12 protein-coding genes, 1 tRNA gene and 4 pseudogenes are annotated in these 16,868 nt (G+C 40.2%); 2 read left to right on the top strand and 15 right to left on the bottom strand.

Annotated elements, in window-relative coordinates; all coding sequences use genetic code 11:
• Positions 1–102: 102 nt before the first annotated feature.
• Positions 103–179: transfer RNA gene (locus ACGEDC_RS14420), tRNA-Ile, on the top strand.
• A gap of 94 nt (positions 180–273) precedes the next feature.
• On the opposite strand, the pseudogene ACGEDC_RS14415 reads toward ACGEDC_RS14420, so the two are convergent.
• Positions 274–962, bottom strand: a pseudogene (locus tag ACGEDC_RS14415) (DUF599 domain-containing protein).
• 229 nt (positions 963–1,191) lie between these two features.
• Positions 1,192–2,643, bottom strand: coding sequence for an NAD-dependent succinate-semialdehyde dehydrogenase (locus tag ACGEDC_RS14410; RefSeq protein ID WP_394494056.1), 1,452 nt, complete (start codon positions 2,641–2,643; stop codon positions 1,192–1,194).
• Positions 2,644–2,929: 286 nt separating this feature from the next.
• Between ACGEDC_RS14410 and ACGEDC_RS14405 the strand changes: the two are divergent.
• Positions 2,930–3,273 (top strand): annotated as a pseudogene (locus ACGEDC_RS14405) (DUF3634 family protein).
• A 131-nt stretch (positions 3,274–3,404) separates the two neighbouring features.
• Here the strand turns inward: ACGEDC_RS14405 and ACGEDC_RS14400 are convergent.
• The 13 genes and pseudogenes from ACGEDC_RS14400 to ACGEDC_RS14340 form a co-directional block, all read right to left on the bottom strand.
• Positions 3,405–3,950, bottom strand: coding sequence for a DUF3833 domain-containing protein (locus tag ACGEDC_RS14400; RefSeq protein ID WP_065109014.1), 546 nt, complete (start codon positions 3,948–3,950; stop codon positions 3,405–3,407).
• Positions 3,950–4,624 carry a chalcone isomerase family protein gene (locus ACGEDC_RS14395; RefSeq protein ID WP_372037440.1) on the bottom strand — a complete coding sequence of 225 codons (675 nt, stop codon included), beginning with the start codon at positions 4,622–4,624 and terminating at the stop codon, positions 3,950–3,952. The genes ACGEDC_RS14400 and ACGEDC_RS14395 overlap by 1 nt, the downstream gene beginning before the upstream one ends.
• A 13-nt stretch (positions 4,625–4,637) precedes the next feature.
• A complete protein-coding gene (locus ACGEDC_RS14390; protein ID WP_394494053.1) occupies positions 4,638–5,168 on the bottom strand; it encodes a DUF2878 domain-containing protein in 531 nt (176 codons plus the stop codon).
• Between the two features lie 2 nt (positions 5,169–5,170).
• Positions 5,171–6,442, bottom strand: coding sequence for a class I SAM-dependent methyltransferase (locus tag ACGEDC_RS14385; RefSeq protein ID WP_394494050.1), 1,272 nt, complete (start codon positions 6,440–6,442; stop codon positions 5,171–5,173).
• A 77-nt stretch (positions 6,443–6,519) separates the two neighbouring features.
• On the bottom strand, positions 6,520–7,332 hold the full coding sequence (locus tag ACGEDC_RS14380) for a DUF1365 domain-containing protein (RefSeq protein ID WP_394494048.1): 813 nt from the start codon (positions 7,330–7,332) through the stop codon (positions 6,520–6,522).
• Positions 7,329–8,597 carry an NAD(P)/FAD-dependent oxidoreductase gene (locus tag ACGEDC_RS14375; protein WP_394494046.1) on the bottom strand — a complete coding sequence of 423 codons (1,269 nt, stop codon included), beginning with the start codon at positions 8,595–8,597 and terminating at the stop codon, positions 7,329–7,331. The genes ACGEDC_RS14380 and ACGEDC_RS14375 overlap by 4 nt, the downstream gene beginning before the upstream one ends.
• A 75-nt stretch (positions 8,598–8,672) precedes the next feature.
• A pseudogene (locus tag ACGEDC_RS14370) lies at positions 8,673–9,436 on the bottom strand (SDR family NAD(P)-dependent oxidoreductase).
• Entirely contained in the window at positions 9,433–9,876 is a 444-nt protein-coding gene (locus ACGEDC_RS14365) for a nuclear transport factor 2 family protein (protein ID WP_055024364.1), read from the bottom strand. The pseudogene ACGEDC_RS14370 and the gene ACGEDC_RS14365 overlap by 4 nt, the downstream one beginning before the upstream one ends.
• A gap of 339 nt (positions 9,877–10,215) precedes the next feature.
• Positions 10,216–11,571, bottom strand: coding sequence for an ammonia-forming cytochrome c nitrite reductase subunit c552 (locus tag ACGEDC_RS14360; protein ID WP_394498357.1), 1,356 nt, complete (start codon positions 11,569–11,571; stop codon positions 10,216–10,218).
• 96 nt (positions 11,572–11,667) lie between these two features.
• Complete coding sequence (locus ACGEDC_RS14355; RefSeq protein ID WP_394494044.1) at positions 11,668–12,879, bottom strand: NnrS family protein; 1,212 nt, start codon at positions 12,877–12,879, stop codon at positions 11,668–11,670.
• Between the two features lie 261 nt (positions 12,880–13,140).
• Positions 13,141–14,606 (bottom strand): annotated as a pseudogene (gene phrB, locus ACGEDC_RS14350) (deoxyribodipyrimidine photo-lyase).
• A 51-nt stretch (positions 14,607–14,657) separates the two neighbouring features.
• Positions 14,658–15,617, bottom strand: coding sequence for a YbgA family protein (locus tag ACGEDC_RS14345; protein ID WP_372037444.1), 960 nt, complete (start codon positions 15,615–15,617; stop codon positions 14,658–14,660).
• Between the two features lie 177 nt (positions 15,618–15,794).
• On the bottom strand, positions 15,795–16,685 hold the full coding sequence (locus ACGEDC_RS14340) for a DUF368 domain-containing protein (RefSeq protein ID WP_394498355.1): 891 nt from the start codon (positions 16,683–16,685) through the stop codon (positions 15,795–15,797).
• Between the last annotated feature and the right edge of the window lie 183 nt (positions 16,686–16,868).

The following is a 16,868-nucleotide window of genomic DNA, read 5'->3' as shown; positions in this document are numbered from 1 at the left end:
AACGATACTCAGAAGTCAATTTCTGGCAAATTCAGTGGTGACAAGTAACAATAAACTTCGTATACTTCCCTCCGCTTTTGGTAGTGACGACTAACTTAAGTAGGCCCCTTAGCTCAGTTGGTTAGAGCATACGACTCATAATCGTCAGGTCCCCAGTTCGAGTCTGGGAGGGGCCACCAATTTTGATAAGCCGCTTAAAGAAATTTAAGCGGCTTTTTCATGTCTATTTTTCAACAAAATGGAGTTCAACACTCCCAATCAAATAGTCACAGCTTATAACGTTGACCTTTCATGGGCTTTGTCTTTGACTGCTTTGGCAATCTCTAAATGAGTTTGAGCTGCCGTAATCGCTCTGACCGCTCTAGACTTAAACTCTCGTTGATAAAGGGTATATACCACCAGCAAGCTCGCCACAATCAATAGCATAGGGTTCCAGAACCAACACAGCGCCGCCATTGAGAAATAATAAGAGCGTAGACCATAATTATAGGAATGAGCAGCCTGATCACCTACAGTGGCCATTTGTCGGGAATAGGCAGCTAAATTTTTATTTTGACCTGTTGGGTCTATGGGTGCTGCGCCTATCATCACATTCAAAAAGCCATATTGACGCATTGACCAAGTAAATTGAAAAAAGCTAATACAAAAATACCCGCAAGCAAAGCGAGCTTAACTTGCACTAATGCATGATTGGGCTCTGCAGCAAATGGTATCGAGCTAATGACGTCTTCAAGTCGCTCTACTTGCGCAAACAGCGTTAACACACCTGCTAAGACCAGTAAGGTTGTCGAGGCAAAAAATGCGATATTTCGTTCTAAATTGGCCAATAAAGACGCTTCACCTACGCGGATCTCCTTGGTCATAACCTCTGCCATCCAATGAATTCGGTGTTGGTGTAAGCATCGAGCAATACAGTTAGTATTTTTTGCTTTTTTCGAGCAAAAATGGTGTATCCCACCCAACAAAGGAAGAAACAGACAAGCGCTAAAATATCGAATAAAGAAAAAAGCATCGCTCTCAATTGGTTATTGGTGATGTGTTTAATTATGCATCACATTCTCTAACGCTTAAACCGCTTTATTAATAAAACATTATTCGGTTAATTGAGCGGTTAGTGTTACGTATTCAATCTATTTGCTGTAAACGCGCTACTGCATGTAACGCTAAACGCTCGATAAAAAGAGAAACGCTTTATATTGAAACGCAAACATACTTCATTTCAAGGTACTCATCCAAACCGTGTCTGGATCCCTCTCGACCAATACCAGAAGACTTAATCCCACCAAACGGAGCAACTTCAGTTGAAATCAGCCCTGTATTAACCCCAACCATGCCAAACTCTAACGCCTCTGAAACCCGATAAACTAAACTAACGTCGTTTGCATAAAAATATGCAGCTAAACCAAAATCTGTATCATTAGCCATTTCTATCACTTGTGCTTCATCATCAAACTCAAAAATAGGGGCGATGGGTGCAAAGGTTTCTTCTTTTGCTACTAACATGTTTTGCTGGCAATCACTTATCACTGTGGGAGCAAAAAAGTGACCAGAGTCTGTAAGTGGCTTACCACCAACTAATACTTTGCCATTAAGTGATAAGGCATTAGCAATGTGCGATTTGGCTTTATCAACGGCATCTTGGTTTATCAGCGGTCCAATATCAGTCTCTACATCAAAGCCATCGCCTACATTAAGCGCTGTAACCACTTTGACGAACTTCTCAGTAAACTGTTTTATGATCCCTGATTGCACATAGATACGGTTTGCACAAACGCATGTTTGCCCAGCATTTCTAAACTTAGCTTGAATAGCCCCAGTTACAGCAGCTTCAATATCTGCATCATTGAACACAATAAAAGGCGCATTGCCGCCAAGCTCTAGTGATAACTTTTTTACTGTGGGGGCACATTGTTGCATTAATTTAACCCCCACGGCTGTTGAGCCAGTAAAAGATAACTTTCTTACCTGATGGCTTTCACACAAGATTTGACCTACTTTCTTTGCCTCTCCGATAACCACATTAAACACCCCGTTAGGAATTCCTGCCCTATGAGCAAGCTCGGCTAGTGCAAGTGCAGTTAATGGCGTTTGTGGTGCTGGTTTAACAATCATGCTGCAGCCTGCCGCTAATGCAGGTGCTGCTTTGCGAGTAATCATTGCTAAGGGGAAGTTCCATGGCGTAATAGCCGCAGTCACACCTATGGCTTGCTTTATGACGGATATGCGTTTGTCTGCTTGGTGCCCCGGAATAGTCTCTCCATAGACACGCTTTGCTTCCTCAGCAAACCACTCAATAAACGATGCGCCATAATTCACTTCAGCTTGAGCTTCCTCGAGGGGTTTTCCCTGCTCTAACGTCATAATCCTGGCAAGGTCGTCACTATGCTGCAGTATAAGCTGATGCCACTTGAGCAGTATTTGTTGGCGTGCTTTAGCCGTTAACGCTTGCCAAGGGGCTAATGCCTGCTGCGCTGCGCTAATCGCAGAATGAACTTGTGATTCACTAAGTTGTGGCACACAGGCAACAAGCTCATTGGTAGCGGGATTGATTACATCTTGAGTGAAACCAGAATCCCCATCAATCCATTGACCATTAACATAAGCTTGTTGACGAAAAAGAGAGGCATCTTGAACTCGGTGCATAGCATGACCTTTTAACGAAAATAAGTACCTAACCAACACTCAAAAACTGACTCATCAATAATTGGGATGGCTTACTCGAATAAGTTAATAGTAACTAAGTTTCATAGACATAACGACCCAAGATCAATTGTGTATTCAATGATGCTTCAAATGTCGTGCTTCAGCGATGTGATCTAACCGTCATCCAACGTATTAATGCCCTAAATGGATTGCAATCTTATATCAGCGGAGTATCTTTATTATTGATAGTGTGTCTTTAAAGGATTGAAATTAAAAGGATCGATATATGCTTGAAACGGGTTTTAAAGTCCTCTTTGTATTAGTTTTTTTGTCATTGCTTACAAACTTATTTTTTCAGGTTCTCGTGGACTAACAATATTTGAAATGCATTTCAAAGAAGGGAAACTGAATAAACATTCGGGCAAAATACCTGAACGTTTCTCAAGAGAGTGTAAAGCCATAGCAAAAGCTGAAAAGTTAACTTGTACAGTACGTGCTGAAAAGCAAGGTGATGTCAGATTACACGTATCAGCCAACGTGCCAGATAAGTTAACCCAACGAATTAGAAATGTGTTTCCATTTGAATATTACGATAAAAAACAGCCTGATAATTCAAAATTAAAAGGCTAATTGCGATACTGCTAAGGTTATTGTCTTCTTAATAACCTTAGTTTTGCTCAATCTGCTATAGATATTTTAGACAGTTAGCTAGCTTTTTAATAACTCTTTTAAATAACTCTTTTAAATAACTCTTTTAATAACTATGGTTGCTTTTGAATAACCAAAGTCACTTGGGCAACTGTTACCCCAAACTTAATAATATCGCTTTTGTTAATGATAGTATTTTCATCCACTAAGAACATCCAGTCATCAAAGTGCACTTCATATTCTGACTCATCTACAATCAAGTTCATGTCATAAGCCCAACGTAACGCACTGCCCTTAGCTTCGCCTGTAGCAATACCTAAAATATCGTTAGCCTTTCCTTCATATTGGCCATTACCTAAATCGGTAATATGCCAAATTCGGGTTTGTTTTTCCCCATCATCATAAATAAATCGCTCGTCAATAATACCTTGATTATCTTGCCAGCTAGCATCCATCGAGACTGTAAATTTACGAGTCACAGTGCCTGAAAAATCCTGAACAATGCCGGCAGCAGTCAATTTACCAGCAAAAAACTGCTGCAAATCCAATACAGGGGTAGTTTTATCGTAATCCTCGATTGAAGCCGATGAGCAAGACATTAAAGATAAAGCTGCCAAGGTTGCTATGCAAAATGACTTTATTCTATTTAGTTGAGTCATTATTTATTGGCTCCAATTAATTGCTGTCTAAGTTCTGGTCTACTGGTTTGCTCCGAAAGCCAAATATCCAAAAATGCGGCAGCAAACCCCGGTTCTTGAATAATTGGTAATGCTTGCTCATTGAAGTAAAACTGGCCTCTATCTTGGCTGTGCATCATAAAACTTAATCTATCGCCTTCCTTAACATCTGGCCATGCTTGTTCGATCTGCTGTTGTAATCGAACAATTTCTTCACTGTCGATACCTATGTGCTGCCATTGGTCGACCGTCGCTTCAATCAAATCTTCAGCATCAATATCGCGGTGATATTCAATCTCAAGCTTTAAAGGAAATTGGTCTTGTTGGTATTCTCCATCTACAGACATCAATTTTGCGCTATAAATAGAAAACCACAGTAAGTCCATATCTGCCTGCCCTACCATTTTCAACACACTTGATTCATTAGTATCTTGTTTAGTCGCAGGCATTGATTCTTGAACTGTTATAGCTGTCGTTGCAGCTTCAAAATCAGCGGTAACTGCGGCTGAAGAAAATGGGCTCAGAGTCAGGCATAAAGTCGCAGCGATTGTTCGCAAAGAATTCTTAGTATCATGTTTAATATTAAAACTGGCTAACCAACGTTTTTTTGTCGTTATTGATGACGTTAACATTGCCGCTCTACTATATAGTTTCATGATCCTTCCTCCTTTATGACAGCTGATTAAAGACGTTATTTGAATAGTGTTTAGCTTGCTTTAGACCGATAGATTTTGCTAGATGCAAAAAAGATGGAAACAACACAAACCAAATTACAAACAATACAATCGCCGTTGTAGCAGTTCCTTGAGGTAGAGTCACAGCCCCAAGGTTAGCACCACCGATATAACTTAAGCTGCCAAATACGCCACCTAGCAGTGCTTGAATAGCAACGGGCAAATGGTTAAACAGTGCCAGACTGTAATTTAATGAGATAGCAAAATATGCCCAAAGTAGCCCTAACCAAATAGGGAATGAAGCGAACTCAAATATTCCAAATACCGTCAGCAATGAGTCGACTAAACAGCCCGCTAAGGCGCTTACCAGCATAACCTTAAGGTCCCACTTCTTTTGCTGACTCACCACAAAATGCCATACGATTAACAATGCGGGTATGACAATTAATTGGTTTCCGGCTAATACACCTGCCCACCAAATAACCTGAAATGTACAAGCATTAATAATGTTAGTATGGCTTTTCATTGTTAAGCACCGCTTGCTAAAGCAGTACGATACTTGGGACGAACAGCCACCAAATGCACCGCACTCGTTGTGCGCTCTAAAAAGCCACCTTCGCAATAACTTAGATAAAACTTCCACATACGAATAAAGTCTTCACCGTACCCAAGCTGTTTAACTTTTTGCTGCGCGTGATCAAAACGTTGATGCCAGTGAAGTAATGTTTGTGCGTAATCTTTCCCCATATCATCAATTGACCAAACAACCATATCGGTTTGTTTTGCAACATGTTTGTTCATTTCACTTACTGATGGTAAACAACCACCAGGGAATATGTAACGTTGAATAAAATCAACACCTTTTCGGTAGCTGTCATAGCGCTGATCGGCAATAGTAATAGCCTGAATAAGCATTCTTCCCTCAGGCTTTAATAAGGTTTCAAGCTTCTTAAAGAAGCTCGGTAAATACTCATGACCCACAGCTTCAATCATTTCTATCGATACAACCCGGTCATATTCACCAGTCAATAATCGATAATCTTGTTTAAGTAACGTAATACGATCACTCAAGCCTTCTTGCTCGACTCTGTTAGCTGCGTATTCATACTGAGCGTCTGAAATTGTGGTTGTGGTGACATTGACATCAAAGTGTTTCGCTGCGTAAATCGCTAATGCTCCCCAACCCGTTCCCACTTCAAGCAATGTTTGGCCAGGTTTTAAATCCAATCGCTCACAAATGGTGTGCAATTTGTGTAGTTGTGCTTCTTCTAGGCTGGCGCTGTTATGCGGATATAACGCACTTGAATAGAGCATTTCTTTATCCAGAAATTGCTCATACATCGCATTACCTAGATCATAATGCGCTAGAATATTACGCTTAGAGCCTGATGTAGAGTTGCGGTTGAATACGTGTTTGATGCGATTAACACCAACACTAAACCATGAAAAGTACCGCTCAATATTGTCTAAAAGTGCGAGGTTTCGAGCAAACAATTGAACCACTTTAGTCAAGTCTGGACTGGACCAATGCCCTTGGATGTAGGCTTCACCAGCGCCAATTGAACCACCCCAAATAACTTGCTTGTAAAAACTAGGATGAGAGACTTGGATAGTGGCATGTAAATCTGAATCAAAATTGCCAAAACTCACACTTTGTTCTGCGCTAGCTTGATCATCGGAGCTCACAATCGTTAAATAGCCATCAGAAAGATGCGTTAATGCTCTTAATAAAATTTTCTTGGCAAAACCTTCGGAAATAGTTGCTTGAGCTAAGTTGGCACCTGTTGCTGTATTTTCCATATCACTCTCCGCGTCCTACGTTAATCTGTTTATCATTATGATGTTGATATACGTAACAAGTTGTCATTTGGTTTAATTTAAGTTTGCGGGTGAACCACAAACGGGATCCGCTTTACAAACAGTTTTAAAGCTTGCCAATAAATACCCCACATTATTTTCACTGTCATAATAGGAAACCCTATCAACATCTTGCGAATGTTTGCGGCAGTAAATGTTCGACGCTTTAAGTAAAGACTCGCATCAAATAGTTTGTTATTAGCGTCATCTCGGTTTTGAATCGTGACGTTAAGTCGCTTACTGGGTGGGGTAATTTTCCATTGATAATGCATATCAAGATCAAGAAAAGGCGAAACATGGAACACTTTATCAGTGTGTTGTGTATCTTGCAGGTCCACTAAATAACAATGTCGCTCATCCCATGGTGTATTACTCACCTCTGCGAGCATATAGATAGGTTCGCCGTCTTGATAGCAAAAGTAAAAGTTAACAGGACTGAAGTAAAAGCCAAAATGCCTGATTTGCCCAGCAAAGATAACCGAGTCACATTGAGTGCTAGCCCCCAACTGTGTAATGGTCCAAAGCACTCGATGCTTTAAGCCAGCCTCAGGAGACATAACATCACAATCTGCCATTAATTCAATCACTGCTTCATTAGAAAATTGGCTAGTAAGATTGTTTAAATAATCACTTGGATTAAACTTCAGCAAACTCCATTTCGACAAACCAAAAATTTTACTGACTTTTTCTAGTTGGTTAACCTCATCTAAATCTATCGCCATCAAAGCCATCTCATATTCAAAAGAATGAGATTTAGGCGTAAACCGTCTGTGGCTTACCTCTCCTTGGTAAATACCACTTTGGAATTTGTCAGACTCTACCACTGATGTCATAGGCTAATACCGAAGTTATTACATACATCTAAGCCACTGCGCACACCATCTTCATGAAAGCCGTTATACCAATATGCACCAGCAAAATGAGTATGACGCACGCCACAAATTCGGCTTCGCTCTTTTTGAGCTGCCATACTCGCTTCATTAAATACCGGATGAGCATAGTTAAATTTGCGAAGAATTTTACTCTCATCAATCAAATGAGTTTGATTTAAGGTGACACAAAAGGTGGGGGCATCTTTAGGAAGACGCTGTAATATGTTCATATTGTAAGTCACACTGGCGGGTTTATTCGCAATATCACTCGCATCAACCCCTTGTAAACGATAATTCCAGCTTGCCCATGCTGCTTTTCGCTTTGGCAATAGGTTCACATCGGTGTGTAATACAACTTCATTATCTTGATAAGCCATCGCCCCCAGAACTTGACGCTCATCTTCAGAAGCGTCAGTTAGCATAGCTAGCGCTTGGTCACTGTGACAAGCCAATATGACTTCATCGAAGTACTGCACTTCTCCATCGTTAATTTTTATATTGACCCCATCATGCTTACGTTCAATTGACGTTACCGGAGAATTGAGAAACAAGCGCTGTTTGAATGGTTCAATAAGTGCAGGAATATAACTACGAGAGCCACCTTCAAGTACATACCACTGCGGACGGTCGCTGATATTCAACAATCCGTGGTGATGGAAGAATCGAATGAAAAATCGTAACGAGAAGGCACGCATATCGTTAATGCTGGCAGACCAAATGGCGGCGCCCATAGGTAAAATGTAGTGTTCACTGAAAAAATCAGAAAACCCTTGGCTATCTAAAAACTCGCCTAACGTGTCAATTTGATAGTCTTCTGCATCATAAATGGCTTTACATTGATTATTAAACTTAACGATTTCAGCTAGAAATCGATAAAAATCAGGTTTTAATAAGTTACGACGCTGAGCAAACATGCTCCAAAGCGTGTGGCCATTGTACTCTAAACCTGTTTGGGTGTTTTGAACGCTGAAACTCATTTCTGTAGGCAAAGACTTTACATCTAAACGTGCCATTAATTTCTGAAATCTTGGATAAGTACGGTCATTAAATACAATAAAACCACTATCAATGGCGTAGGGTTTCCCTCCAACCTCGACATCAATTGTTGCCGTGTGCCCACCGATATAGTCATTCACTTCAAATACAGTCACTTCATGTAATTGACTGAGTAAATGAGCACATGTTAACCCTGAAATACCTGATCCAACCACTGCAATTTTTTTCATATTAATCCTTTATGATTATTATTGTTTTAGACCATTTATACTGTTCTAGAGGTCAAAATCTCAGTTTTAACCATTTTAAGTGTGCTTCTGCGCTTTAGGCGCAAGTAAATTGTTAATCAATCCCGAAGGTAAACAAGCTAAACATTTCAATATATAGGTAAAACGTTTAGGGAAATGAATCTCATCACGACCTTTTTTCAATCCACTAAAAATATCAATAGCCGCTTGTTGCGCAGAGATTTTCATCGGCATCGAAAAATCGTTTTTATCAGTTAGTGGCGTTGATACAAAGCCTGGGCATATCACACTGACTCCAATATCGTGTTGTGTTAAATCTAACCGCAAGCTACTTGCAAGGTAATTAACAGCGGCTTTTGACGCGCCGTAAGCTTCCGCACGAGGGAAAGGTAAATAGGTCGCACTTGAGCTCATTAAACCGATACGGCCATGAGCAGCAATAAGTGGTAAAAAAACTGTAAACAATACCCCATTGCAATCAGATTAGTGTTAATCACTCTTTCAAATAAAGCGCCATCAAATTGAAGCGGATTATCTATATACTCACAACTCCCCGCATTGAGAACAACGGTTGTTAGCGTTAATCCTTTATTATTCAGCATAGTGCTAAGTTGCATTGATGCTTGTTCTATTTGATATTTATCATTGATATCAAACACTAACGGATATGCACCGCCAATGGTGTTGAGCGATTGCTCATTTCTACCACACGCAAACACATGGTATCCCAGCTCAATATAATGACGTGCTAACGCAAGCCCAATACCAGAACTTGCACCTGTGATTAAAATCGCTTCCTGTTTAGCTGTATTGGTTTTCATGACGATGCCCTAGACTTAACCATCCGAATCAATTTTCCCAATAGTGGAATGGGTTCATATAGCATCTGGCCAAGATCGAAGTAATCACGGTGAGAATAGATTTTATCTGTGAATTGCAGATGGCTCATGCCTTCAACATTAATAGGCTGGCCATGATTCAGCTTAGAATGCTGGTAAGTCATGATCCAAAAAACTGAAGCTTGGCTTGCAGAGGCACTTACTTGCTGTATATCAAAGTTGATAGCCTCAACATTGGCATACATGTTCGCAAAGTACTGGGTCAGATCAGCTAATCCTTCTACTTTATGTAGTGGATCTTGAAACACGATATTCTCACTGTAGACCTGATTCAGAAGGTGCAAAGTATTCTTATTGAGCTGTTGATACATGTTAATGAAGTCATCAACAATTTGCGCCTGAACAGGCGTATCGAAATTCATCGGCTCAGGTAACTCACTAACGGTATTAGTGCTACTGTGCATTTAACTCTCCTTGAACCATTTCACTAAACATCATGTTTAATTTTTAAAAGCTGAAGTACAGTAAACAAAAGCAATTAAAACGAGTAGTTATCTATTGATAATAAGCTTAGTTACTGGATTTGTCTTAAAAATAATCAAACAAAACCTAAATATTTTATATACCCTTAAGTACGTTGAATTAGCTTCTAAAGATCAAAAAAAGCACCTAGGTTACCCTAGGTGCTTTTTACTAATGCTATTCAGCTAAATGATAAACTTAGTATTGATTCACCTGCTTGCCAAAATTGACTGAATAGCTTATTGATAGCCTCTTACCGCAATTGGGTTCCAATGCTTTTCAACTTCATCTTTAATAAACATCTGTTTAGCTTCACTTAGTTTAGCTTCATTAATTCCCACAGCGGCATGTGCTGACTCTTTCGAGCTAATATCTGGATACTCAACCTTGTCCACTTTAAGACCTGCTAATACTTGTGCAAGTACCGCTCTTGCCATTTTAGCTTGAGATGTTGCTCGGCTCAGCAGCATACGGCCTTCGTCTGGGTTATGGGCATATAAACCGTGTGAAGCCATCGCAAAGTCCCAGTGCCATTGACCATGCCTAATAGACATAATCGCACTATTCATTTGCTCCCAATTAGCACCAGCATCCCAAGCTGCTTTCGCTTCATAATGGGCTTTCACTAACAAGCCTTCAACCTCACGAGCCATTGCTTCAATTTCATGCTTATCAGCATCAAGTTGGGCTGTGATCGCTTCTTTGCTTTCATGGCACGCTATACATGTCTTATCAAAGTGCGGTAATGCTTTATCAACTTTATGGTTGGTAAACTCTTCACCTTTTGCATTTTCTTCAACTGGCATGTGGCAAGTAATACAAGTCACATTAGCCTCTGCATGTTTACTGCGGCTCCAGTGTTCAAACTCAGGATGACGCGCCTTGAGTATCGGCGTTTTAGAAATAGGATGGATCCACTCATAAAATCGGCGAGTGTCGTAGTATTTTAAAATGTTGTCAGTATCACTGCCAAAAATCCATGGCATGTTAACGACGTTACTTTTTTCAGGTTGGAAGTAGTAAGTCACATGACATTGACCACATACTTGTGCCCCTTGCATTGATGCATCTTGTTTTTCAAAAGGAATACCTGTTTTACTCATTGCATTTTGAGCATGCGGACGAGGTAGTGCGAGTTCAGCACTGCCATCTATATGACAATCAGTACAGTAAACAACACTATTAATCTCCGTACCTAAGTCTGTAAAGTTAGACGCTGAATACCCTTCAAACCCCATCTCTTTAATTAAACGAGGTGCATCAGGTGTTTTACATGTCCAACAGCTTGCTGACGTGCCTTTTTCACCTTCCTTAGGTGGCACGCCAGTGCGTAATGTGTGGGTGACATCTGCAACCGCAAATTGGTGCCCACGGGGACTGTGGTACTCTTTGGCAAATGAAGAGCCTGCCCATAAGATAATGTTAGCAGGGTAACTTGCTAACATATCTTCTCGCTCTGTTTGCTCTTCTGTTTCGGCCCAAGTTTTATATTGGTCAGGAAACTTAGTTTGATTGATATCTGTTTTGGCGCTTGCAGCGAAGCATGAAGCTAAGCCCAATACAGCCACAAAACTCGCTACACACTTTTTAGTCATCCCCAACACCTTGCTGTTATGTTGTTTAAACAAAGCTAATTGCTTATTCACAGTTTTTCCTTCCAACGTAATAAAATGTCATAGCTCATCAGGCTATTAACCAGGTCGTCCATCAATTCTTGGACGAGATAAAATAGGACTATAATGCCAAACGAATAGCGCAAAGGCCGTAAACCAAAAGCCACCCGCAATCCATAACCAAACCTGTGTATTAGCCGGCATAAGTAGCGGCATCACCGCTCGAAATAAAGCTGCAATAGGTAGGCACGCAAATGCTAATACCATGTTTGGACCTTGATAAATGTTTCTGCTGGTATGTCCAAGTGACACCCTTGAAATCATTGATAAGCACAATGAAGCTAAACAGCCAATGGCAAACAGGTGCAATAAACTCCGATAGGCAAATTCATCATTGATAAACCAACCTAAACCCAACAATGAAATAGGCAAGGATAGATACGATAGATGTAATGACCATAGCATTGGCTCTTTCACTGTTTTGTGCGGTAACCAGCGGCTGATTCTGACTAAGTGCAATACGCCAGCACTTAGCAATAGCACTTGCTCAACCGCTATTGGAAAGATTTTAAAAATGGCTTGTATAACAAGCGTAATCATTAACACAAGTAAGCTTTTCTCAATGGCAAAAATTGGTTCAGCTTTTGGCAGCTTTACTCTCATCGCCGTGAAAAAAGGAATGACTCGACCACCTACTATCGTAATCAACAAAGCCAACCAAAATAACATTCCTTGCCAAATTTGATTAGCTAAAATGAAATTACGTTCTTGTAATGCGTAATAACTCACAAGATTAACCACAAGCGCCACTGTAAGCATGATAGAAAAACCAATATTTTGCCATTGCTTCACACGATAAACATTCCGCCACATGGTGAAGGCTGCAATGCCTAAAAACACGCTATCAAAAAAAGCAGGTAAAAATAGTGGAATATCAAAAGGCAATAACAACAATAGTCTGGCTAAAAACCAACTGGTAAATGTTAAAGCCAACATTGACCCTTTCAAGCTAGGTTGATTAGTCCAAGTTTGTACTGCCGTCAGTAAAAAACCGCACACGATAGCCATTGCAAAGCCAAATAACAGTTCATGTGGATGCCACCATAAAGGCAATACATTTGACCAAAATTGACTATTAAACAAACTGTATTCGGGAATGTACCAACCCATTAACCACAATGGAATATAAAGCATAGCTAACGCCGCACCGCCTAAGAAAAAAGGCCTAAATGCTAATCGCCATATTGCTGCGGTATTTTCAGTTTCTGCCGGATCGTCAATATTTAGCATGATATTCAAACCTTTTAACTTAACGTGAGGAATTACTTTAAAGATGCATTTAAAATATATGTTTATTGTATGTTGTTAATTCTATTCCAGCAATCATTAAAAATGGTCAATGTTACTAACCTAGTTGAAACTGTGATCTCTCGCAAATAAAGGCAATGAACTATTTTGATGACTTTGGTTTAAGTTAGATTTGAAAAGGCAGTGTTAACAACAAAAAAGCCACTTAAAAGTGGCTTGTATTGATAAAAATTAGATAAGGCATTAACGCTTTAGCAAACTTAATACTTCTATAGCTCGCTTGCGTGCAAAGCTGTGCTCAACAATAGGCGAAGGATAGTTCACTGACTTGGCTTGCTTATCACTAAACAAATCATCAAACATTTGAGTGTCTTTAGTAAAGGTAGGTTGGTGAATTGTTTTTAGCAGCGCATCTTTCAATTCAGGTACATAGTGTTTAATAAAACTCGCATCGGGATCAAACTTACTGCTTTGATTCATCGGGTTAAACACTCTAAAATAAGGTTGTGCATCGCAACCTGTTCCTGCCGACCATTGCCAACCACCATTATTCGCGGCTAAATCACCATCAATTAATTGTTGTCTAAAATAGCGCTCTCCCCACCGCCAATCTACGAGTAAGTGCTTGGTTAAAAAACTTGCCACCACCATTCTTAATCGATTATGCATCCAACCAGTTTGATTAAGTTGCCTCATGGCAGCATCAACAATCGGGTAACCTGTTCGTCCTTCACACCAAGCAGAAAACTCTTCAATGTTATTCCGCCATTGAACGGAATCTCCTTTCTCATTAAAGCTTTTTTCTTTTGATAGCCTTGGAAAAGCCACTAATAAATGACGATAAAACTCACGCCATGCCAGTTCATTAATCCAAGTTTTCGCAGGACTAGTGTCGTCCAACAGCGCTTCAGGAAATCGATTAAGGGCAGAGGCTAAACACTGCTTAGCACTAATCACTCCAATCGCTAAATAGGGGGATAATTTACTGGTACTGTCTAAAGCAGGGAAATCTCGCTCTAAATGGTAATCTTGAATACTCTGAGAGCAAAATTGCTCTAAAATGCGTTTTGCCTCTCCTTCCCCTGCACGCCAAAGATGACTCGACTTTTTTCTGCATCAAAGACAATTGCACTTGGCTCGGGTAAGGCCGCAGCAATTGGTTTCGGAACAGCAAGCGGTGCTATAGCCATACCTGCAGTGATCTCACGCCACTTTTTAGAAAAGGGAGTAAAAACTTTATACATTTGCCCTGATAGGTTGTTCACGCAACCAGCGTTAACAATGCAATCTTGAGCCACAAAATCAATTGGAAGTCCTAATTTAAGCAGCTTCTCATCACGTTGACGTTCATTAATTTCGGGTTCTTGAGTCGCAAACACTTTTTCTATTTGGTGTTGCGCCAAAAACGATGGCATCCACTCAACAACATCATCAAATAAAGGAAGGTGCACTACGTGAAGTTTAACCCCAAGTGTTGCTAACCCTTTGGCTAAAATATTGACATGTCGTTCAATAAAATCAATTTGAATAGGAGCAACATCATGGCGGCGCCATTGCTCTGTGCTGACAACATACAAGGCTTCGACTTGTTCGTTGTTCGCTTTTGTTGGACTTGATAACGCAGATTTCGCGTAAGCAAATGCTTCACAAAGCGCTAGGTTGTCAGCAAGACGCAAGTCTTGCCTAAACCAAATGAGTGTTTTCATCATTAAGCCTCTATCTCAATAGGAACAATTATTAATATTATCAGTGAGATAAATTTAGTAGGCGTAACGTAGTCGTAATGCCTCAGGATGAGGATTTAGGTACACCTGGCCTTCAATGTATGGCGTTGGGTACTCACGTAAGTAATGGTTAATCAGGGTTATTGGTACCAACAAAGGCAACACACCTTCACGGTACTTCATAATTGATTCGCTCAACTCTTGCTTTTGCTCTTTTGACAGATGCTTTTTAAAGTATCCTTGAATATGTTGCAGTGTGCTGGTGTGATTTTTTCGTGACGCGATAAGTTTCAGCGCCGTCATAAACCCTTCAAAATAAGTTTGAGCTGACTCATTTAGATCTTCTATGTTGGCTAATATTGGACCTAAATCTCGATACCATTGTGGGCTATGCGCCATGAGTAAATACTTGTAACGAGCATGAAACTGCATCAGTTTGTGCTTTGTCCAACCTTCAGCCTGTAAACAATGCCATTCATGATATGCATAAACACGAGTAATGAAGTTTTCTTTGAGTAAAGGGTCATGTAAACGCCCTTCTTCTTCGACTGGAAGATGAGGATATTTGTCCATCAGCTTTTTGGCAAAAACACCCACGCCACTTTTAGTCCCGTTATTGGTGCCGTATTTATATTCGATAACACGTTCCATACCGCAAGTCGGTGATTTAGCGCAGAGAATATATCCGCCAATAAAATCGAGCTCGCCAACTCGTTTTTCGCTGTATTCGTTTAATTTATCAGTAACATCAATTGAACCGTCTGCACTTTTGACGAAGATTTTATCGCCATCACGCTCTTGACGTATACTTTTTCGTGGAGCCCCCATTCCAATCGCCATTTCAGGACATACACTGATGTAGTCAAAAAATGGGGCTAGATCGATATTACAATAGTTAGAATTTTTATGGCCGCCATCAAAACGCACTTTTTGACCTAATAGGCAGCTGCTAATACCAATTTGAATTTTTTCAGGGTTAAAGATTTCTTTGTTCACGATACAACTCCTTGTGGCTTAATAAGCATTACGTCATGTCATGCTATTGAGATCACTTGTGTCTTTAAATATTAGTCTTTAACTCATTAAATTATAATAAAAAGTAAAATTAATTTATTCTCAAAGTAACATTAGCGAGAATTAGCCCATTACGGCCAATTCTCAATATTAGTCTGCCTACTTAGCAGAATGCTTACCAAATTTTTCCAAGCCCCACACCAGTCCAATACCGACCAATAAACAGGCAATAGCGGCAAGCAGTTGTGACGACTCCCCAGTTAACTGCTCAAACTGCATTGGTGATAAATTTTGCTCAGTTAGAGGGACTTGCTCACCTTTCGAATTTTCACGCCAAGTTAGTACTTCTTTCCATGGCCAGATTTTCCCTAAGGTGCCCAGCATCAATCCAGTTAAAAATAGCAATGTCTCATCATGAAACTTACGTAACATGGCAGACAATACGTGGCTAAAGCTCAATAAACCTGCCACACAGCCTAATGCAAAACACGCAAGCATAAGCACATCAAAGCTTTTAGCTGCCGCTAATACCGCAGGATAAAGTCCTAGAAGTAATAAAATAAAACTACCTGAGATCCCAGGTAAAATCATGGCGCAAATGGCAATGCAGCCTGCAAAGAAAAAGGTAAGGTAACTGACATCAAGTTCAATAGGGTTAAGTACGGTGATAAACCAGGCGAACGCCACACCGAGTACAAACAAGATACAACGTATCAAATTAATCCTGCTCACCTGTTTGAGCATATGCACAACGGAAAAGAGAATAAGCCCAAAAAAGAACGACCACACAGGGATTGGATGATTTGTCAGTAACCATGAGATGAGCTTAGCCAGTGTAAAAATACTGGTCAGAATACCGCCGAAAACAGCGACTAGAAATGGACCGTTAATATGTAAAAAAGCCGCTTTGATACCTTGTTGTTTTATCACTCCAAACAAAGACGGATTGATCTTTCGAATACCGTCTAAAAGTGGATCTAAAATCCCTGTGATAAACGCAATCGTGCCGCCTGATACGCCCGGTACAACATCCGCGGCGCCCATCGCCATTCCTTTGAAAAAATTTAATAGTTGCTGCAAAGCTAATCCTTAATAAAACGCTGAATTTAATTATTTAAAATTGCATTACCTTGTCAAAACATGCGCTTTAACTCAGTGGTAGCTTGTATGATGTTCTTGATGCGTCCTATGACCTAGGCCTATGAGTAAAGTTCTCAAGCCTCATCATTAATT

It is taken from the genome of Shewanella sp. ENK2, from assembly GCF_043568515.1.
Classification (GTDB): domain Bacteria; phylum Pseudomonadota; class Gammaproteobacteria; order Enterobacterales; family Shewanellaceae; genus Shewanella; species Shewanella japonica.
Note: the sequence above shows the minus strand (reverse complement) of the source record. Positions and strands in the feature narration are given on the sequence as shown.